Source organism: Paenibacillus algorifonticola, from assembly GCF_000971975.1.
In the GTDB taxonomy this organism is placed as follows: Bacteria; Bacillota; Bacilli; order Paenibacillales; family Paenibacillaceae; genus Pristimantibacillus; species Pristimantibacillus algorifonticola.
On sequence record NZ_LAQO01000011.1, the window covers coordinates 1 to 19,689 of the forward strand.

At 48.2% G+C, this 19,689-nt stretch carries 19 protein-coding genes and 1 pseudogene; 13 read left to right on the forward strand and 7 right to left on the reverse strand.

Going from position 1 to position 19,689, the window contains the following annotated elements; genetic code table 11:
* Positions 1–484: 484 nt before the first annotated feature.
* The 3 genes from WH37_RS17345 to WH37_RS17355 form a co-directional block, all read right to left on the reverse strand.
* Complete coding sequence (locus WH37_RS17345; RefSeq protein ID WP_046231890.1) at positions 485–856, reverse strand: iron chaperone; 372 nt, start codon at positions 854–856, stop codon at positions 485–487.
* Positions 857–1,015: 159 nt separating this feature from the next.
* Positions 1,016–2,191, reverse strand: a complete 1,176-nt coding sequence (gene pdxR / locus WH37_RS17350; protein WP_231594269.1) for a MocR-like pyridoxine biosynthesis transcription factor PdxR — start codon at positions 2,189–2,191, stop codon at positions 1,016–1,018.
* Between the two features lie 58 nt (positions 2,192–2,249).
* A complete protein-coding gene (locus tag WH37_RS17355; protein WP_046231891.1) occupies positions 2,250–3,386 on the reverse strand; it encodes a glycoside hydrolase family 88/105 protein in 1,137 nt (378 codons plus the stop codon).
* 151 nt (positions 3,387–3,537) lie between these two features.
* On the opposite strand from WH37_RS17355, the gene WH37_RS17360 reads away from it, so the two are divergent.
* The 10 genes from WH37_RS17360 to WH37_RS17405 all read left to right on the forward strand — a co-directional run bounded on the left by WH37_RS17360 (position 3,538) and on the right by WH37_RS17405 (position 13,394).
* Positions 3,538–4,374, forward strand: coding sequence for an AraC family transcriptional regulator (locus WH37_RS17360; protein WP_046231892.1), 837 nt, complete (start codon positions 3,538–3,540; stop codon positions 4,372–4,374).
* A gap of 252 nt (positions 4,375–4,626) precedes the next feature.
* A complete protein-coding gene (locus tag WH37_RS35620) occupies positions 4,627–4,782 on the forward strand; it encodes a hypothetical protein (protein WP_156182331.1) in 156 nt (51 codons plus the stop codon).
* Positions 4,783–4,841: 59 nt separating this feature from the next.
* Positions 4,842–5,291, forward strand: a complete 450-nt coding sequence (locus tag WH37_RS17370; RefSeq protein ID WP_046231894.1) for a DoxX family protein — start codon at positions 4,842–4,844, stop codon at positions 5,289–5,291.
* 174 nt (positions 5,292–5,465) lie between these two features.
* Complete coding sequence (locus WH37_RS17375) at positions 5,466–7,271, forward strand: sensor histidine kinase (RefSeq protein WP_046231895.1); 1,806 nt, start codon at positions 5,466–5,468, stop codon at positions 7,269–7,271.
* A 19-nt stretch (positions 7,272–7,290) separates the two neighbouring features.
* The gene (locus WH37_RS17380) at positions 7,291–8,064 is read left to right on the forward strand and encodes a response regulator transcription factor (RefSeq protein WP_046231896.1); all 774 of its coding nucleotides are present in this window, start codon (positions 7,291–7,293) and stop codon (positions 8,062–8,064) included.
* A 129-nt stretch (positions 8,065–8,193) separates the two neighbouring features.
* Entirely contained in the window at positions 8,194–9,486 is a 1,293-nt protein-coding gene (locus WH37_RS17385; protein ID WP_046231897.1) for an ABC transporter substrate-binding protein, read from the forward strand.
* A 78-nt stretch (positions 9,487–9,564) separates the two neighbouring features.
* Complete coding sequence (locus WH37_RS17390; protein ID WP_046231898.1) at positions 9,565–10,257, forward strand: hypothetical protein; 693 nt, start codon at positions 9,565–9,567, stop codon at positions 10,255–10,257.
* A 17-nt stretch (positions 10,258–10,274) separates the two neighbouring features.
* Positions 10,275–11,189 carry a carbohydrate ABC transporter permease gene (locus tag WH37_RS17395; protein WP_046231899.1) on the forward strand — a complete coding sequence of 305 codons (915 nt, stop codon included), beginning with the start codon at positions 10,275–10,277 and terminating at the stop codon, positions 11,187–11,189.
* Between the two features lie 67 nt (positions 11,190–11,256).
* Entirely contained in the window at positions 11,257–12,027 is a 771-nt protein-coding gene (locus WH37_RS17400) for a carbohydrate ABC transporter permease (protein ID WP_414811924.1), read from the forward strand.
* Between the two features lie 26 nt (positions 12,028–12,053).
* Entirely contained in the window at positions 12,054–13,394 is a 1,341-nt protein-coding gene (locus WH37_RS17405; protein WP_046231901.1) for an FAD-dependent oxidoreductase, read from the forward strand.
* A gap of 189 nt (positions 13,395–13,583) precedes the next feature.
* Here the strand turns inward: WH37_RS17405 and WH37_RS17410 are convergent, their stop codons facing one another.
* From WH37_RS17410 to WH37_RS17415, 3 genes are read right to left on the reverse strand one after another with little or no spacing between them, the layout of a single operon-like run.
* A complete protein-coding gene (locus WH37_RS17410; protein WP_046231902.1) occupies positions 13,584–14,456 on the reverse strand; it encodes an RCC1 domain-containing protein in 873 nt (290 codons plus the stop codon).
* 32 nt (positions 14,457–14,488) lie between these two features.
* Complete coding sequence (locus WH37_RS37450; RefSeq protein ID WP_414811926.1) at positions 14,489–14,692, reverse strand: putative immunity protein; 204 nt, start codon at positions 14,690–14,692, stop codon at positions 14,489–14,491.
* Positions 14,693–14,724: 32 nt separating this feature from the next.
* Positions 14,725–15,465, reverse strand: a complete 741-nt coding sequence (locus WH37_RS17415; protein WP_046231903.1) for a MerR family transcriptional regulator — start codon at positions 15,463–15,465, stop codon at positions 14,725–14,727.
* Between the two features lie 175 nt (positions 15,466–15,640).
* Between WH37_RS17415 and WH37_RS17420 the strand changes: the two genes are divergently transcribed.
* On the forward strand, positions 15,641–16,204 hold the full coding sequence (locus tag WH37_RS17420; RefSeq protein WP_046231904.1) for an NAD(P)H-dependent oxidoreductase: 564 nt from the start codon (positions 15,641–15,643) through the stop codon (positions 16,202–16,204).
* Positions 16,205–16,206: 2 nt separating this feature from the next.
* On the opposite strand, the pseudogene WH37_RS17425 reads toward WH37_RS17420, so the two are convergent.
* A pseudogene (locus WH37_RS17425) lies at positions 16,207–16,480 on the reverse strand (winged helix-turn-helix transcriptional regulator).
* A 290-nt stretch (positions 16,481–16,770) separates the two neighbouring features.
* Between WH37_RS17425 and WH37_RS17430 the strand changes: the two are divergent.
* Both WH37_RS17430 and WH37_RS17435 read left to right on the forward strand, forming a co-directional pair.
* Entirely contained in the window at positions 16,771–18,849 is a 2,079-nt protein-coding gene (locus tag WH37_RS17430) for a serine hydrolase domain-containing protein (protein WP_052737041.1), read from the forward strand.
* A gap of 148 nt (positions 18,850–18,997) precedes the next feature.
* A complete protein-coding gene (locus WH37_RS17435) occupies positions 18,998–19,681 on the forward strand; it encodes a response regulator transcription factor (protein ID WP_082110872.1) in 684 nt (227 codons plus the stop codon).
* Positions 19,682–19,689 lie beyond the last annotated feature (8 nt).

Genomic DNA, 19,689 nt, shown 5'->3' on the forward strand with positions numbered 1-19,689 from the left:
CCCGTGACTACCCCATCTTACTGGAGGCGCTCGTTTTTATGCAAAACGCAAAATTAACGCTCTACAGGAGTCCTAACATTGGGTATTTCATTACTCCAAAAGTAATGAATACCAGCATAAAGATTTATCAAGGGGTCTGCGCGGGATTCGGACATCCCCTAGGCTTCACCAAGCATTTAAACGCACACGTGCACACTCCTAATTTGAAGTGTGCACGTGTGCGTTTTTGGGGTAGATAAAAGTGAATGAAACAATTGCACACAAAGACGGTGAATTATCCAAGTTAGATCGGAAGTCATCGGATATCAAGCCTGACTAAGGCTTTTGACGGGGAGCGGGTGGGATGGTCATTTATAGAAGGAACATGGGGTCACAGAAATTAACCGCTCATTTATTTCAGCAGGGATCGCATTGTGAAATTAACGGAGCTCCGCTCACCTATCGATCCGTCTGGGACGAAGCCGTATGAAGGGCTATCCTATTTTTATTTCCGCCAAAAAGTGGAACAGTCTGCCTTATCCAAAATATTAAAATCGATTATTTTCTCAAGTAATGAGAAATCAACCGGACTATCCCATTTGATACGTACCAACTGACTGGTGTGATCATAGCCAGCCTGCACAATTGCATCAGAAAAATGAGTAATGCCTACCTTTTCAGGGGCCACAGCCAAATGCTGCCTAGCTATGCTAAAGCCAATAATGAATGTGTCGTGATCGGTAAACATAGGCTGATTCCAAGCGATTTTTGGCATTAAATCTGGAAATTTCGTGGCTACCCAAGCCAAAACCTCTTCCGTTCGAGCTCGATGCTTCGGGTTATCTATCTGAGCTAAATACTCTGCAAAAACTTCCACGTAGTTCCCTCCTGGCAAATATCCCTGTAATGTTGTAGCTCCTCACAAACAACAAAAGGGATATACAAATTTAGACTAAGTATACAATGCAAGGCTCCACTTTCCAGAGCTGCAGCTTCACCATATTTTGTCCATTTTACACTTTTGCATTCACGCGGTTTAACCTATCCCAAACCAAGCACGATGCAGCGCACGAACTCCCTCTGTTATATCCTCCTTGCTCAAACCGCCGAATCCGATCTGCACCATGGATTTCTCAGCTTCAGCTTGTTGTGCCCAAAAGGGAGATACAGGGTAGACTCTGATGCCTTCCTCCTCTGCAGTAGCAATCAGCTTTTGTTCATCCATTCCATTATGTATACGCAATAAAATGTGAAGTCCGGCATCTTGACCGATTATGGTTACTTGAGAGCCCATCAACTGCTGAATCCTTGAAATCAGCGTGAATTGCTTCTCCTTGTATACATTGCGCATCCGGCGAATGTGCGCCTCCCAATGTCCATTTTTCATAAACAGCTCCAACGTTTTCTGGTGAAAACGTGATACCGTTTGGTCGTATAATCGGTAGTCTTGTTTACCATGCAGCTCTATTAGCTCCTGAGGCAGAACCATATAGGCAATACGCAGGGAAGGGAGCAGGCATTTTGAAAATGTCCCTAAGTAAACCGTGCGATGATGGGTATCGAGGCTCTGCAGGGAAGGGATCGGTTTGCCGACATATCTGAACTCGCTATCGTAATCGTCCTCGATAATGATCCCATTCTGGTCGGTTGCCCATTTCAGCAATTGCATTCTCTTGGGGAGCGGCATGACCATTCCATAGGGAAACTGGTGGGACGGAGTAATATACACGATGCGGGATTTGCTTTCATAAAGCTTACGTATATTTAGCCCATCCGTTTCCAAAGGAATGGGGTAGATATGAAAACCATGATGCGAAAAAATCGTCCGAACCCCGTCATACCCCGGCTCTTCCATCGCCATGCCGTTGTTCGCCCCGCCTATTAAGCGGGATAACACGCCGAGCAAATATTGAACGCCAGCTCCAATCATGATTTGATCAGGTGAACAATTTACTCCCCTAGAGCTGTACAAATAATTGGCGATTTCTACTCGAAGTCCAGGTTCGCCGAGAGGATCGCCATAGGCAATCAAATCCCGTTGGTCCAACTGCATGCTTAGATTGGACAGCTTTCGCCAAGTGGCAAACGGAAAATGCTCAGCATCAACATCGCCATAGCGAAAATCGTATCGGATCGCGGAGCTATCCTGTAGGCCATTAACCATAACCAGACGGAACAGACCAAGAGGTCGTTTCCGCTGCCTCGGGAGCATAAATGATTTTCAACCATCAAAAAGCTGAAGCCCATAAAGAGGCTCCAGCTTTTTTGTATTATTGACCAATCTTTTCCGCCAGACTCATTTCCACACACATGAGGATAAAAGCGCCTGCGCCGTGCAGATCATTTTCGCTGGTAGGACGGGCGATATAGTGGGCGTAGTCGCCAATCCCTGTACCGATGCAGATCTGGCCGATGATGACGTTGCCGTTCTCATCAAGCTTCAGCGTATCAATAACACCCTGATAGCCCTTCCAAGCATATTGCATATACTTGGCATCCAGATAGCCGAATCGCACCGCTTTGGCAATGGCATGAACGAACAGCGCTGTACAGGAATTTTCCAGCCAATTATCCGGCTGGTCTTGCTTGTCTACAACCTGATACCATAAACCAGTCGCCTCATCTTGGAAGTTAGTCAGCGCGATGAGCAGGTCTTGTAGAATAGCGACTAATGCTGCTTTATCTTTATGATTCTCGGGAAGGTATTCGAACATTTCCAGCAAGGCGACCGGGTACCAGCCGATCGCTCGGCCCCAGAACTCTGGAGCTAGCCCTGTAACAGGGTCAGCCCAAGCTGCTTCCTTCGTTTCATCCCACCCGTGATACAGCAAGCCGGTTTTCGGATCCTTGGTGTGTTTTGCCATCAAAAGCGCTTGGAAGGTCATTCGATCAAAATAGTCGCTTTCGCCGAAGGTTTGGCCAAACTGGACGGCAATCGGGCCCGCCATATATAACCCGTCCAGCCACATTTGATTCGGGTAATGCTCCTTGTGCCAAAAGCCGCCCGAAGGATTCGTTTTCCATGATTTTAATAGGGGAACAAGGGTGTATAAAGCTTTCTTATACCGTTCGTCGCCCGTTTGCTCATACAATCTAAAGAGAAGAACACCAGGCTGAATATCATCCAGTTCATCGGGCTTGTGCTTCTTAATGCTGCCATCGGCGAGAATCTGGCTATCTACCCACCGTTTAATATAATCATTGTATTTGTCCTTCTTCGTTTGCTGCCAGCATTTCTCCATACCCGACAGAAACACGCCCTGATGATAGTGGAACCGGTCCGGCGGAAGCAATTCCGGCTCAAATTTGGACATTAACGCTTCGCAGGCCTTCTCTGCCCATTGAATGGGGGAAAGTGTCTCTTGCCATATGTTTTCGGTCTTAACATGGGAATCTGAAGTATTCATTTGCTTCATTCCTCCTTCTTGTATTAAGCCTATTTTAACAGAGGAAAATGTACATTTTTTGCGAAAATGCCTTCATTCTTCTTATATCTTGCAGGAAATAAGCAGAGGCGTATAATAAAATGACATACGGAGATGAGAGGTGGAGCTTTGGATGGGAGATTTTCAATTTGAAAATAGTGATGGGACTTTTTTGGTATCCCACCGGAAGGCGCTAAGTCACCATATGCCAACCAGCCATTTTCACAGTACGTACGAAATTTTTTATTTGATGTCGGGTAAACGGGAATTTTTTATTAAGGACAGGACGATGGTGATCAACGAAGGGGATGTAATCATCATCTCTCCAAATATTTTGCATCGGACCACCAATACGGAAACGCCCCAGCATGAGCGGCTCATTATTAATATTCATGAGCATAACATGGCTTCGGCTAATGGTTCCTATATGGACACTTTGCAGCCACTGTTTGAGCAGGAGTACATCATCATTAAATGCTCTTTGCAGGACAGGCTCTCCATCGGAGCGCTTTCCAATCGTATCATCGAGGAGATTCAGGATAAAAAGGCTGGCTTCGAGATGTATGCGCAGACTTTGGTTCTACAGCTGCTTCTCGTTTGCTGCCGGCATATTAGACAAAACAGCATAGAGCCTCTAGAATCGCCAAGCCCTATGCATGAAAGAATTTCGGAGGTTGTCCGCTATATCAACAGCCATTATATGCAGGAGCTGTCGCTTCATCCGCTAGCAGAAAAATTTTATGTCAGCCCCTATTATTTAAGCCGTTTTTTTAAAGAAGCAACGGGCTTTACGTTCGTAGAGTATTTGAACAGCGTCAGGATCAAGGAGGCGAAAAAGCTTTTGGAGCAGTCGTCGATGAAGGTCAACCTGATTGCCAAGAAGGTAGGCTTCGGAAGCGTGACGCATTTTGGCAGAGTATTCAAGTCAACGACTGGAAATAAACCATTATTTTATAGAAAAGGAAGGTGATTTGAGGAAATACGCTAATTTATGAACTAGCTCATTTTCTCTATTTACAAACCGATGGTCGGTTTATATAATCGAAGTGCTTCAGGATCGGCTCGAAGCTATCAATGAGCATTTTATCGCCGAAGTTGCAAAAACTACAGATAAATCGTTCGTAGGACCGATGCATATCATCTCCAAAAACCTTGCGGGGTTGGAAGACAGTGATGAAGTGACGAACAAAGTTCTTCTGTATTTGCTGGGCAGGAGCATGGGGTGATTGTAGAGACAGTGAATCCAGATATTACGGCAGAATTGTTCGTTCTGCTGTCGTTCGGGCTGCGTGTCCGGGCGTCCTTTCCCTTATCATCAGTCTCACTTGCAGCGAAAGAGATATCGGACTTTATGGCTGGCATCCTGAAGAAACAATGATTTTCATAGGCTTTATCTCATGATTGCAAAAAGCTTTTAGTTGATATGGAGGAGTCATAATGGCGCCATTTATAGCCCTTGTCGCATCTTTTTTGTTATTCCGAATCGTTGGCTTGCTGGGTATATCCTATTTCGATGATTGGCATACATCCTTGCAGGGAGCGGTAGCGGTTATGTTTCTGCTGTCCGCTTCCGCTCATTGGGGCAAACGGAGAAATGATCTCATACGTATGGTTCCGCCTGCTTTTCCAAAAAAAGAATGGATCGTGACTGTAACCGGATGGCTGGAAATTGCCGGAGCAATCGGTGTATGCCTGCCCGCTTTTTCACTAGCTGCTTCTATAGGCTTGACGTTGATGCTCATCGCCATGTTCCCGGCCAATATATATGCGGCTCGCGAAAAAATGACGATCGGCGGCAGGCCTGTGCCAAAGCTTCCGTTCCGCGCCGTGCTGCAGCTTGTCTTTATTGCAGCGATCCTGCTAGCCTCCCCGTTATTCGGGCAGTGAGCTTGACCAGCACTGGAAAATGAATGGCTGACAGCAATCAGGTCAACAGTTCGCCCCAAAAGCAAGCAACTATACCATGACTAATTACCATGTCTAACAGGCGTGGTTTTTTTGTTTATAAACTTCAAATAAGATAATGAGGACATATCATTTCGCGAGAGGGGGTAGACAATCTTGCATCAGTGGTTCAAGGGTCATCTAGGTGAAAGCAATTTGCGTACCAAGCTGCTGCTCCTATTCACCGTGCTTATTTTACTTCCTTTAAGCCTGCAGGGAATAGTGACGTACCGTCATTTCTCAACGACGGTTAATCACAAGACGGAGCAATTTACCATCGACATTGTTCAGCAGATTAACGCCAATCTTGACCGTCTGCTGAAAGATCTGGAACGATTATCGCTTATGCCATTGTATGACCAGATGGTGTTGTCCATTCTGGCGAAATACAACGGGCCGATGGGCTCGGGAACATGGGCGCTATCTGACGATTATTTGAAAATGAAGCTGTATACATCCGGGCAAGCATACAACCGCCCTGAAATTCGCGGCATTCATTTAATCAGCAACAGCGGCATTTTATTCTCGAACGTAGATGCGATGTCGGCCGATGCGGTATGGGACAGCAGGCGGGATACATGGTTTTCGGATCTTAATCAATCAGATGGGGAATGGATAATCATCCCGCCTCATGAACCGTCCTATTACAGCAGCCCAAGCTCAGAGCCTTATATATCAGTGGCCAGAATTATTCGGGAGCCTAAAACGCTTGCGCGGTTAGGCTACATTATTATTGACGTCAAGGTGGAGGCGTTCGGCCAAATTTTATCGAACCTGAATTTTGAGCAGGAGGCGAGCCTTTTAATTGTCGATGACCGGCAGCGATTAATATTCGAGCGGGTGGAGGAGGGCGGCGTTTCGGCCTATGGCGAGTTGTTAAAGGATGGTCAGCTGCAGGAACTGAGGAACAGGCAAAAGAAAAAGCTAGGCAGCCGCGACTATTTGTTCGTGCAGCATCATTCTTCCTATACAGGGTTGTCTGTTATCAGCTTGACACCGCTCGCCGTTATTCAGAAGGAGTCGCGTGAAATGATGACTTTTACGCTATGGTTTGCTGTCTTTTGCGTCGGAATTGTCACGGTGCTGTCCGTGCTGCTGTCCTATCGTATTACAAGGCCGCTCATTGAGCTGAAGCAAGCGATGTCCAGAGCCGAGCAGGGGAATTTCAATAGGCGAGTAACGATGCTAAGCAATGATGAGTTCGGTCAGCTTGGACGCGGCTTCAACAAAATGATGGAGGAAATCAATCGTCTGTTCCACGAGGTATTTGTGCTCGGCATGCGGGAGAAGGAAGCGGAGTTGTCTGCTCTCCAGAGCCAAATTAATCCGCATTTTATTTATAATACGCTGGAGTCGATTAATATGATGGCCATTCAGCGTAAGCATGCCGAGGTGTCTGATATGGTGACCGCCCTCGGCAAACTGCTTCGATACACCATCGATAAGGTGGACAGACAGATTCAACTTCGGGAGGAGATCCATTTTGTAGATTCCTACGTGCGCATTCAACAGATCCGATATGGCGGGAAGCTGCAGGTACTGTACGAAATTGAAGATGGGGTGAAGGACTGCCTCATGCCGAAGCTTATTTTGCAGCCGCTGGTTGAGAACGCAGTCTATCATGGCATAGATGGCCGAGAAGAGGGGGGCACCATCTGGATTTCTGCCCTGCGTTTCGAGGATGAACTGCTTATTACGGTGCGTGACAACGGCAAAGGAATGGGTGAGACGGAAATTGAGAAGCTGAACGAGGCGATATGCAAGCAGCCGGCCAATCAGTCGTTGCAGCTCAGCGATCAGGATAAATTGGGGCTGAACAATATATTCCAACGCATCGTGCTTATGTATGACAAGGGCAGTAGCCTTACGGTGGATGGCAGCCCGGGACAGGGCTTGGCGGTTACGATTACGATCCCACTTTAAGAGACAGGGGCTGGGCAGGATGTATAAGGTTTTACTCGTAGAGGATGAAATGGTTATACGCCATGGCTTGCGGGAACTGATCCATCAGTCGGTACATTCGTTTGAGGTGACGGGGGAGGCTGCGAACGGCAGTGAGGCAATTGCTTATTTGAAGTGTGATTTGCCCGATGTCATGATCACCGACATCAGGATGAGAGAGATGGACGGGCTGGTGATGATGGGAAAGGTGAAACAAATGTATCCGGAGCTGGTTGTTATTATTTTGAGCGGCTACGGGGAGTTTGAATATGCGCAAAAGGCGATTGAATATGGCGTATTTAAATATTTGCTGAAGCCGGTTGAACGGCACGAGCTTGTAGCTGCGATGAGTAAGGCTAAGCTGCTTCTGGATCGAAAGTACGGTGTTTCTTCTTCGCTGCTAGCAGCCGCAGATCAGGAACAGATGGAGAGTGGTGGGGATACGCGGAAAATTATTCGCGATGTCAGGGAGTATGTAAAACTGCATATCGATGGTGATTTGCGCTTGCAAACCGTCGCATCCCAGGTGAGCCTGAATGCAGCGTATTTGAGCCAGTTGTTCAAGAATGAGACGGGGGTCAATTATTCGGAATATGTATTGGAGGTGCGCATTGAAAGGGCGAAGTGGCTGCTCAAGCATACGCAGCTGAAAATCTATGATGTGGCACGGCTGTCTGGACATCAAAGCCCGAAGCATTTCATGCTTGTATTCAAGCAGCAGACAGGGCAGACAGCAGGCGAATATCGCGATCAATTTAGCGACTCCAACATTTAAGGTCAGAAATGATAACGAAACATATGAATAAAACGCACCATTTCTGTAATTTACATGGTTTAAGGATGGTAATATCCACCGCTATACTTGATTAGGAAATACAAACTAATGACTGCTAAGGGGGATTATATGAAAAAAGCGAGCCTGGCTCTCATGACCATTTTACTGATTGTAATAGCTGTCGGCTGCAGCAGCACGAACTCTGGCAACATTGTAAACAGCGGCACGCAGCAGAAGGAGGACATCGAATTAAAGTATTTAATGTGGGGCAATCAGGGGCATATGGATGTTTACAGCAAGCTCATTGATGGCTTCAAACAGGAGAACCCGGGTATTCAGGTTGTGATGGAATCCGTGCCGTTCGCCGAGTATCAGCAGAAAATTTCAGTGCTGGCAGCCGGCAGAACGCTGCCGGACATCGCATGGGTATCTGAGCGGATGATTCCGCAGTTCAAGGCAAACGGTATATTGGCGGATGTTTCCGAATTTAAAAATGACGCGGATTTCAAGCTGGACGACTACATTCCAAGCACCCTTGATCTTTTCCGCGACGGCGAGCAGCTGCTGGGCTTGCCTTTCTCGACGCCACCTGTGGTTATGTTTTATAACAAGACGCTGTTTGATCAAGCGAAATTAATAGACCCAAATATGCTCGCCTCAGAAGGCAAATGGACATGGGAACAATTCGAGCAATCCGCCAAGGCGATCTCAAGCAGCGATGCAAAAAACCGCATCTATGGCGCGAACTTTTTCCGCGACTGGAAAACATGGGCGATTTTGTCCTCCTATTCTTGGTCCAATGGCAGCGGACCGTTCAACACAGATTTAACTGCCTTCACCTGGAATGACCAGTACGGCTTGGAAACGTTCGATATGCTGGGCCGCATGATGTTCACCGACCAGTCTCATCCGAAGGCTGGCGAGCAGGTCAGCTTTGATGCGGGCAACGTTGGGATGTTCTTTGACAATTATAGCTATGTATCGAAAGCAAGAGAGATTACGAACTTCGAGTGGAGCATAGCGCCAATGCCGTCCGGCACGCTGGGCAGTGTGCCGATGCTTGGACAGGCAGGCTACACGCTGTTCAAGGACAGTGAGCACCCTGAGGAAGCGAAGCAGCTTCTGAAATATTTCGCTAGCCAGACCGGTATGGAGGCGACAGCGACGTACTTTGTCCCGCCACGCACCTCAGTGCTTCATTCGGATGTGTTCTTGAATCAGCCGAACAACCCTCCAGTAGAGCATATTATTCAGGCTGTTATCGACGAAATGCCGAAGGCCCGCATGCTTCCGGGGCATATTCGCTGGCAGGACATCGACAACGCCGTTCTGCAAGGCTTCGACCGCCTGTTCGGCAGATCGGGGAGCACGCAGGAAAACTTGGCAAAAATGCAAACGGAAGTTGACGCTATTCTGAAATAAGCAGCCGTATAAGGGGTGGACGGCCCGTCTGACGGGCCGCCTCGCTCCACAAATAAAAGTTCAAGGGAGTGGACTGAAATGGGGAAATTAAAGGAGAGGTTCAACAAGCATAAGCTATCCTTGTTCATCAGCCTGCCCGCCAATGATGCGGCGCTGGCTCAAGCTGCGCTGGATGAGGGCGCTGACGCACTGAAAGTGCATGTCAATGTGGGCCATCGTGCAAGCGGCACGCACTTTGGTTCACTCGACGAATACGAGGCGGTATTCCGCAGCATTCGGGAAAAATTTGACGGGCCATTCGGTGTTGTGCCGGGTGGCAGCCTTGAAGGTGTATCCAGACAGGACATGGAAAGACTGGCTCCTCTGGGCTTTGATTTTTATTCTATTTATGCACATCATCTTCCTTCGTTTATGTTGGAGGAGCAAGGTCTTGACCGTACGTTTGCAATCAATGAACATTATGATCTCACTCTTGTCCAGACCGCAGGGCGGTTCGGCTTTACCGCTCTGGAAGCTTCGGTTGTGCCGGGAAGCGAATATGGGACACCACTCAGCTTTGCAGATGTGATGAAATATCGCTATTTGGTAGAGCATTCGGGGCTTCCGGTTGTTATTCCTTCACAGCGGCGGCTTGTACCCGGCGATGTAGCGGTGCTGCGCAATGCTGGTGTTAGTGCGGTTATGCTGGGTGCCATTGTTGTCGGGAAGACGGAGGACCAGCTGCGGAGAACGGTAAGCGAGTTCCGTAATGCAATGGACAGATTGAGCTAGAAGGCGGTGTTACCTTAATGAAGGAAGTGGGCAAAAAACGAAGAAGAGGGCCGCTTGTCCGGGAGGCGCAAATTGCGGGCTGGCTGTTTGTTTCTCCAATGGTACTCGGTTTTACCTTACTGCTGCTGTTTCCGATGGCGCAGGCGCTCTATATGAGCTTGATGGACTGGCCGCTGCTTGGCGAGCACCACTTTATCGGGCTTAATAATTATTGGAATATTGCGACAGATTATTTATTTTGGAAAGTATTTGGGAATACCATTTATTTTACAGTGGGCCTTGTTCCGTTTAATATTGTGCTGGCACTGCTGCTAGCACTGCTTTTATCCAAAAGCTTCAAGGGGATCGGGCTGTTCCGAACAGCGATATTTGTACCGGTCATGACATCTCTTATCGTATGGTCCATTGTCTGGAAATATATGTTCGCAACGGATTCGGGGCTTATTAATCAGGTGTTACTGCTGCTGGATATTAAAGGACCGGCGTGGCTGTACGACGAGAAGCTGGCAATGCCATCGGTTATTGTAACCAGCGTTCTGAAAAATGTGGGCTTGAACATGGTGCTCTTTATTGCTGCCATTCAGCAGGTGCCACGCTCATTGTATGAAGCCGCGATGCTGGATGGTGCGGGCAAGGCCAAAAGCTTTTTTAATGTAACGCTGCCTATGATAACGCCTACCGTGTTTCTGACCGTCGTTATGACCATAATCGGTTCTCTCAAGGTATTTGGCCAAATTTATGTCATGACACAAGGAGGACCTAGCGGCAGTACGAAGGTTCTGGTGTATTATATATGGGAAAAAGCATTCAAATTGTTTCAGATGGGATATGCATCAGCTCTGGCGTTCATTCTGTTCTTCGTGGTGCTTGTGTTGACTCTGCTGCAATGGCAGCTTAGAAAAAGGTGGGTGTTCAATGAAAGCGACACCTGATGCAGGCATTCGCAAGCCGCTGGCGCTGCTGGGCGTTTATAGCATTTTAAGCTTCATCTCGCTTATTATGCTCGTACCATTTCTGTGGATGCTGTCTACCTCCTTCAAGGAACCGCAGGATATCTTCACCTATCCGCCGAAGCTGATCCCGACTGCATTCCGGCTGCAAAACTATGTTGATGTCTTTCAGCTGATCCCGTTCCAACGCTTTTACTTCAATAGTGTATATATTGCGTTTATAGTTGTGCTAGGCACCGTGTTTTTCGCCTCATTGGCCGGCTATGCGTTTGCAAAAATACCGTTCAAGGGCCGAAATATCGTGTTTCTGGTTTTGCTCAGCGCGATGATGATTCCGCATGAGGTAACGGCGATTCCGTTGTTTCTGTTCATGCGTGAGCTTAATTGGATTGATACGCATTTGCCACTTATACTGCTGCCGATCTTCGGGGCGGGTGGAGTGTTCGGAATTTTTGTTATGCGGCAGTTTTTCATCACGGTGCCGACGGAGTTGGAAGAAGCAGCGATGATAGACGGCTGTAACCGATTCCGAATTTATGCGCAAATTATGCTGCCGATTGCCAAGCCTGGCCTGGCGACCTTGACGATTTTCACATTCGTAACGGTGTGGAATGAGTTTTTTGACCCGCTTATCTTCATTAATTCGCGTGATTTAATGACCCTTCCGCTAGGTCTGTCGCTATTTACGGATGAGGTCGGCACATCCTGGCATTATCTGATGAGTGCGACCGTAATGGCAACGGTACCGCTGTTAATCGTTTTTTTTCTGGCACAGCGGCGTTTTATTGAAGGGGTAGCCATGACTGGCTTGAAGGAATAAGAGGCAGCATCGAAAGGAAGAATAAAATGAATAATAGAATAGAAGCAGATGTTGTCGTTGTTGGCGGGGGGCCAGCAGGAATAGCAGCGTCCATTGCCGCAGCCAGGCAAGGTGTGAGAACCGTGCTGATCGAACGTTACGGTTTTGTTGGCGGCATGTCTACGGCAGCAATGGTATATCCATGGATGACGTTCCATACCAATAGCGGCGAGCAGGTCATCAAAGGCATCGCACAGGAAATTGTAGATCGGCTGCAGGAGCGCGGAGGCTCGCCGGGCCATCTTAGGGATACGGTGGGCTTCGTTCATACGCTGACGCCTTATCATCCGGAAATTTATCAGGTGGTTGCGGCAGATATGCTGCGCGAGGCTGGCGTCAAATTGCTGCTACACAGCATTGTGGACGAGGCTGTGGTGAGGGAAGGCGTTATTGAGGCTGTACATGTAACAAATAAGTCTGGCAGAACGGAAGTCTGTGCCAAAGTATTTGTTGATACGAGCGGTGATGCGGACGTCGCTTACCTATCCGGGGCAGAAACACTGCATGGGCGTGCCCAGGATCATCAGGTCCAGCCGATGACGATGAAGTTCAGGATGCGCGGTGTTAATTTGGATAAAGTAAAGCAATATATGATGAACTACCCGGAGGACTTTTATAAAAAAACGCCTTTTGCAGAGCTGCCGGGTCTGCCGCTGACCGGTGTGAGCGGATTCTATTCCCATTGGAAGAAGGCGAATTTGCCAATTAACCGCGATCAGGTACTGTTTTTTACGGGGCCAGCTGAGGATGAGGTATTGATTAACTGTACACGAGTGCAGGGACTGGATGCGACCAGTGCTGAGGATTTGACATTTGCTGAACAGGAGGGGCGCCGGCAGGTGTTGATGGTGGCGGAGTTTCTGCAGCGCGATGTGCCCGGTTTTGAGCGGGCTTCCATTTCGGCAGTTGCTCCGCAAATTGGCATACGGGAATCGCGGCGGATTGTCGGCCATTATTCACTGACGAAGGAAGATGTGATAGAGGGGCGGAAGCACAGCGATGTTATAGCACGCAGTGGCTACCCCATCGATATCCATGACCCATCCGGAAAAGGGGTAACAGCTGCTTTCATCTCAGGTGATGGCGCGTATGACATTCCGCTTCGCTGCCTGCTCTCGCATAATGTGCCCAACTTGCTCGCGGCGGGGAGATGCATCTCGACTTCACACGAGGCACTCGCGACAACTCGCCTGACCCCTAGCTGTATGGCAACCGGACAGGCGGCTGGAACAGTGGCAGCTTTAGCGGTATTGACTGAGGTTGAGCCGGTTCATGTACCTATTGCCAGATTGCAGGAAGAGCTGCGAAAAGCGCATGCGGCTATATAAGCCTGCAGACCAATAGAAGCAAGAGAGAGGGCGCCTCGTTGCTGACGGACAACTGGTGGTGAAATCTTACATTAATATTTGAGATCCGCTCTGGCTTTGACCATTTCACCGGAATGTTCGACGAGGTAAACACCAAAGTCGGGGAAATTGCTGGGCAAGTCTGCCAGACCCAGCGGAGTGGATTGAAAACTAATTGCCGGGTAGTTGGATGCCGCGCCAGCCGCTTACATCGCATTGGCCTTCATTATTTCGACCCACAGCCACCACCGTGCCGTCCGATTTAAGACCGACGGTATGAGCGCAACCCGCCGCAACCGCCACCATATCGCGCCAGCCACTTATATTGCATTGGCCATGCTCATTCCAACCGACAGCCGCCACAGTCCCGTCCGATTTAAGGCCGATGGTATGATAACTACCCGCCGCTATCGCCACAATACCGCGCCAGCCGCTTACATTGCATTGGCCTTCATTATTTCGACCTACAGCCACCACCGTGCCGTCCGATTTAAGACCGACGGTATGAAGGTAACCCGCGGCTGCCGCCACTATGTCGCGCCAGCCGCTTACATTGCATTGGCCATACCGATTATTACCTACAATCGTCACCGTGCCGTCCGATTTAAGCCCGACGGTATGCCAGTCACCCGCCGCAACCGACACTATATCACGCCAGCCGCTTACATTGCATTGGCCTTCATTATTTCGACCCACAGCTACCACCGTGCCATCCGATTTAAGCCCGACGGTACGACGCCAACCCGCCGCAACCGTCACCATATCACGCCAGCCGCTTACATCGCATTGGTCATACTTATTCCAACCCACAGCCGCCACCGTGCCGTCCGATTTAAGACCGATTGTATGAGCATTACCCGTATGAGCATTACCCGCCGCAACCGCCACCATTTCACGCCAGCTGCTTACATCACATTGGCCATATTTATTATTACCCACAGCCGTCACCGTGCCGTCCGATTTAAGACCGACGGTATGACGATAACCCGCCGCTATGGTATCTTTGGGCCACCGTTTCACCTTTAACGCCGGAACGATTTGCACATGGTTTCCCCCTTTTTAAAAACTACATCAATTCAATAAACGCTCCTCAAGAAATCAATATGGAGGTTTCGTTCTTTTCTTACTTCCTCCAGATTTTTAGGATACATGACATTGATTAACGTTATTGCATAGTCTGAAGCTATCAATGCATGTCTTCTCACATGAGGAGTAGCAGCAACTTGTCCCATGACTCTAAGGACTTTTACCTTTATGGGTCTTTTTCCCCGCGGGCTAATCGGTGTATCATAAAGGCTACTTGTCTAGCCTCTTACCTTCCCATGTCTGTTCGATTCCTCATTAACTCACCAAGATAACCCATTAACTCCTTCGCATGTTGTTCAGCCTCAGTAAGGGAAGACAACGGCTCGTCATCCGAATCCTCCTTTTCTCCTGATACGTTCCTCTCCATTCTCTTCTTGATGGTTTCCAGTTTTTTCAGCATCTTGCCAATACACTGCGTGCTGTAGTTTTCCTGCCTAAATGCCTTAATGATCCTAAGCTGCTTTCTTTCATCCTCCCCATAAACCCGATAGCCATTCATGCTTCGAGGTACTTCAAGAAGTCCATATCTCTCCCAGTTGATGATGACGTTTACGGACACGCCAAGCAGGTTGGCTGTTTTATTCCTATTAAATGAAACATTCTTGTCTTGCCTTGAATCACTTCTTACGATTTCCTGGATGGCCTTCATAACTTGAAGCTCATTATTCTTTTCATTCTGTATATGCGCCAAATACTCCCTCGCCAGCTCCAAAGCCTTTCCCAGATCCCCCTGGGCAGCACTTCTTATGATCGTTTGAATTTCAAACTTCATAACCCATTTCATTGGTTCGGTTCTTAAGGCCATTCTTACCAGCTTCATCTGTTCCAGATGGGTATCGGTGTAGACCCTGTAGCCATTTTTCGTTCTTTCAACGGGTGGAAGGTAGCCCCATTTCTCGTAGAGCATAACCGTGTTCGGATGAATTCCTATGATTCCGGCGATTTCAGAAGTACGGTAGGTTCGCATTGACCATCACCTCTTGTACCTAATTGCATAACCCATTATAGCATGCGGGAAAAACCTTGGTGCGACAGTGGAGGGTTTGTGAAAATGGTTTGCCTGTACTATAAGTGCATACTTACATATTTGCAGTGTGCGCTTTATACGCAAGAAGCCAATCACACTTCAGGAGGATCAGTCATTGAAAACACTCGTTATTGTAACGCACCCCAGCATAGAAACATCTGTCATAAATAAGCGATGGACAGAAGAGCTTGCGAAATATCCGGAAAAGTATACGATACACGAATTGCATAACGCTTACCCTGATGGAAACATAGACGTGGAAAAAGAACAACAGTTAGTTGAAGCACACGGCCATCTTGTTTTTCAGTTCCCTATTTATTGGTTTAATTGTCCGCCTCTTCTTAAAAAACGGTTGGATGAGGTTTTACCATATGGATGGGCCTATGGTTCCAAAGGTGGGGACAAATTTAAAAATCGTAAAGTGGCGCTAGCTGTATCCGCAGGAATAAAAAAAGAAGATTATAGGGAAGAGGGAAGATATCGCTATACACTTGAACAATTATTAGCCCCTTTTGAAACGACCTTCCTATATTGCAATGCCGATTATCGTTCGTTTTTTGCCTTTTATGGCACAGAATCGGAGCCTGGTGAAAATGAACCTGGTGCAGCGATGGAAACATCTGCAAGCAAATTAGAAAAAAACGCATTAGCTTATTTGAATTTTGTTGGCAACCTGTAACCCTATCGCTTTTCAGCCTCCAGAGCTGGCAAGCTGTTTTTCTCTCCCCACTCGCACATCATATTCAACAAAGGAAGGAGAGACAGGCCGCGTTCAGATAAAGTATATAAAAGAAATGGTGCCGATACTTCGCTTCAACTCATTATGCCGCATAACCTTATTTTCAGACAGCCAATACATAATGATCATTTTATATTTGCCGCCTATTAAGGATAACGTATATCCAAAGTAGGTGTTTTTAAGTTCCACGCCAGTCGGAACGCAGGTTTCAAGCATAAATGAAACTCTCCTTAAGATAGTATGTGATAAAAATAAATATACTTTACTATCGTTTAGTATGCGTTGTTATTGAAAGGATGTAAAGGCAGCATAGCTATAAAACTCTGCTATATCTGGTATAGGACTGATCAAGCCTATTATGACAAAAATGTAACCATTCCTCTCCCGTTTATCATCTAAATCGAACGACAGTGCTGGCTGTAAACTCTACAATGAAGATGTTGGAGCGGCTTTGTCGATTGGATGGAGCCAGCTCCAAAATTAGGGTAAGCAAGGAGAGGATTTAGTTGATCCACAATAAGAAACGAACCCGTATCACATCCTGTATTTTGGCGGCACTTCTGACGCTGACTTTTGCAGGTGAAGCAAGCGCAAACGCGCAGCGGTCAGAATCCGATTTGTCTGTCTCCGTCAAACCGAATGCCTCGCTCAGCAGCGCCGCTCCAAGCCATTTTACGAGCGGCCCGCGTGATGCGAAGGAGGTCGAGGCCTTTTTTGATGCTTTTTTTGACCAGGATGCGATTAAGCAAAAAGCCGGGGCTGCTGTAATCTCCGTCGTACAAGGCGGAAAAGTGCTCGTATCCAAAGGCTACGGTGTAAACGACCTGACGTCCAAGTCGCCTATTGAGGCAAGCGGGTCCACCTTCCGAATCGCCTCGATCTCCAAAGTGTTCACGGCGGCTGCCGTTATGCAGCTTGTCGATCAAGGGAAAATTTCGCTTCAAGATAATATTGAAAAATACCTGGATGGTTACAAAGTAACCAACCCCTATGGTACACCGGTTACCATCGAGAATCTGTTGACGCATACGACGGGTTTTGAAGTGCGCGAGCCTACAGATGCCAGTTATTTGTTGGATCCCGCCCAAAAGCCGATTTCACTTAAGGAGAGCATCTTTGCTGTATTCCCGCCAGTCGTTCGCCAGCCGGGAACCTCTTATATGTACGATAATTTTGCATCGAGGCTGCAAGGCTACATCGTCCAGCAGGTAAGCGGAGAGCCTTTCGGGAGCTATATGCAAAAGCATCTGTTCGAACCGCTTGGCATGACCTCAAGCCATTTTAGCCTCACTAAGGATTTAGCTGAACGGCTCGTCACTTCTTACGATGCGGCGGGAGGCGCTATTCCGGTGTACGATTTTTCACCGAGCGAGTGGCCGGAGGGCAGCATGCTATCGACAGCCGCCGATATGGCGCTGTTTATGAAAGCCTTCCTGAACGATGGCCGGGCGGCCGACGGCACAATTATTTTGTCGCCCGAATCGGTGAAGGCTATGTCGACCTATCACATCGCCATTGATCCGGATTTTCCGGATATGACATACGGCTTTGAATCGCCTGTGGCTCCGTCCCATACGAACGGTGAAGCTGTCATCTCCAAGGGCGGCGATATACTTGGCTTCAGCTCGCTCCTCTGGCTGCTGCCAGATCGCAAAACCGGTGTTTTCGTATCCTATAATTCGAATCAGGATTTGCGAAATGATCTGTTTGCCGCATTTATGGATCACTATTACGCGGGTCACCCAACGAGATATGGACCTGCGGGCTTTAAGCCGCAGCCTGCGAAGGCTCTCGCCAAGTTTGAAGGCTTGTATTCGGATTTGCGCATCAAGCTGCTAACGAAGGTCGAAGCGACGGGCGACGGCACTCTTACCGTGAGCGATATTTCTAGCCGCCAACAATTGAAGCAGGTCGATGATTTGCTGTTTGTGGATGAGCAGGGTAACCCGCTTGCATTCAAGGAGGAGGCAGACGGCAAAATCAGCTATCTGAAATATGCTAACCTTTTCAGCTATGCCGCTAAAATACCGGAGCATCAGGAAGGCTTCCCTGACGTATCGATTGGTCATCCATATGCCAGCTACATTCTGGGATTGAAATCGCTTGGTCTTTTGACAGATGATTTGTCTAAGCCGTTTCAACCGGAGCAAGCGGTCACCCGAGGCGCCTTCATCCATGCTTTTAATGCGATATGGAGCATTCCTGAATCCTCGAACCCGTCCTCCTTTAAGGACATCGAGCATTCACCGTATCGCAAAGCTATCCAAGCCGCCGTCGAGGCGGGCATGCTGAATGGGAGCGGGAACGGCTTGTTTGAGCCGGACCGGCCTATCCTTCGAGAAGAAGCGGCAGCGATCGTTTATCGCTTGCTGACGATGACGGGAATCAGGACGCAGGATTCTACTGCGGCGCTCGCGCCCGGCACATCGAAATGGGCGATTGATGCCGTTAGCTCTATAGTGAAATGGCAGCTGTATGGGCCGGAGGTGACCGAAGCGGACGGGATGATTGATTACGGCTCGCGGCGGGCATTAAACAAGCAGGAGCTGGCAGCGCTGCTGTTCACGATGCTGCTTCCGTCATAAAGCTACGCAGTAAGGTTATTATTGGGGGGGCAATTATTTGCCGCCCCTTTTTGTGTGGAAACCTGTAATGGTATGATGTAGGAAGCGGAGCTAGGATGGCAGGGCTCATCAAGGCTGCGCAACAATCGGGGGAAGGGATTTGGCTCTAGTGGATTTGAAAATATTGCTTATTGAAGATGATGATGCCATTTTTCAATCGTTGAAGGAGAGGCTGGAGCTGTGGTCGTTTCAAGTCACTAGCCCAGAGCGGTTTGATGATGTGATGCACACTTTTATTAAAGTGCAGCCTCAGCTGGTTATTATCGATATCCAGCTCCCGATGTATGATGGCTTTCACTGGTGCCGGGAAATTCGGGCGGTGTCGAAAGTGCCTATTCTGTTTTTGTCCTCGCGTGATCATCCTTTAGATATGGTAATGGCGATGAACATGGGGGCGGATGATTATATTCAAAAGCCGTTTCATATGGACGTGCTGATGGCCCAAATTCAGGCGATTTTTCGTAGAACCTATGCTTACGGAGAGGCAGCGGCCGATCTGATCGAATGGAACGGCTCTATTATTGATATGAAGCGTGGCCTGATCCGTAAAAACGGACAGGATGTGCTTTTAACGAAAAATGAATTTTTTATCCTCGTTGTGCTCGTCCAGGCGAAGGATACGGTTATATCCCGCCACGATCTCATTCGCAAGCTGTGGGATGATGAACAATTTGTCAACGACAATACGCTGACAGCGAATATAACCCGGCTGCGCCAAAAACTGGCGGTTTTCCAGCTGGAAGAAGCCATTGTAACCAAGAAAGGGCTGGGCTATATGGCCGCCACGTTATGAGGGGGGAA

Coding starts and splice junctions, on each gene's coding strand:
- WH37_RS17380 (WP_046231896.1), top strand. CDS start 7,291: ATGTATAAGGTTTTACTCGTAGAGGATGAAATGGTTATACGCCATGGC.
- WH37_RS17405 (WP_046231901.1), top strand. CDS start 12,054: ATGAATAATAGAATAGAAGCAGATGTTGTCGTTGTTGGCGGGGGGCCA.
- WH37_RS17385 (WP_046231897.1), top strand. CDS start 8,194: ATGAAAAAAGCGAGCCTGGCTCTCATGACCATTTTACTGATTGTAATA.
- WH37_RS17415 (WP_046231903.1), bottom strand. CDS start 15,465: ATGCGAACCTACCGTACTTCTGAAATCGCCGGAATCATAGGAATTCAT.
- WH37_RS17395 (WP_046231899.1), top strand. CDS start 10,275: ATGAAGGAAGTGGGCAAAAAACGAAGAAGAGGGCCGCTTGTCCGGGAG.
- pdxR (WP_231594269.1), bottom strand. CDS start 2,191: ATGCTCCCGAGGCAGCGGAAACGACCTCTTGGTCTGTTCCGTCTGGTT.
- WH37_RS17400 (WP_414811924.1), top strand. CDS start 11,257: ATGCTCGTACCATTTCTGTGGATGCTGTCTACCTCCTTCAAGGAACCG.
- WH37_RS17370 (WP_046231894.1), top strand. CDS start 4,842: ATGGCGCCATTTATAGCCCTTGTCGCATCTTTTTTGTTATTCCGAATC.
- WH37_RS17390 (WP_046231898.1), top strand. CDS start 9,565: ATGGGGAAATTAAAGGAGAGGTTCAACAAGCATAAGCTATCCTTGTTC.
- WH37_RS17355 (WP_046231891.1), bottom strand. CDS start 3,386: ATGAATACTTCAGATTCCCATGTTAAGACCGAAAACATATGGCAAGAG.
- WH37_RS17360 (WP_046231892.1), top strand. CDS start 3,538: ATGGGAGATTTTCAATTTGAAAATAGTGATGGGACTTTTTTGGTATCC.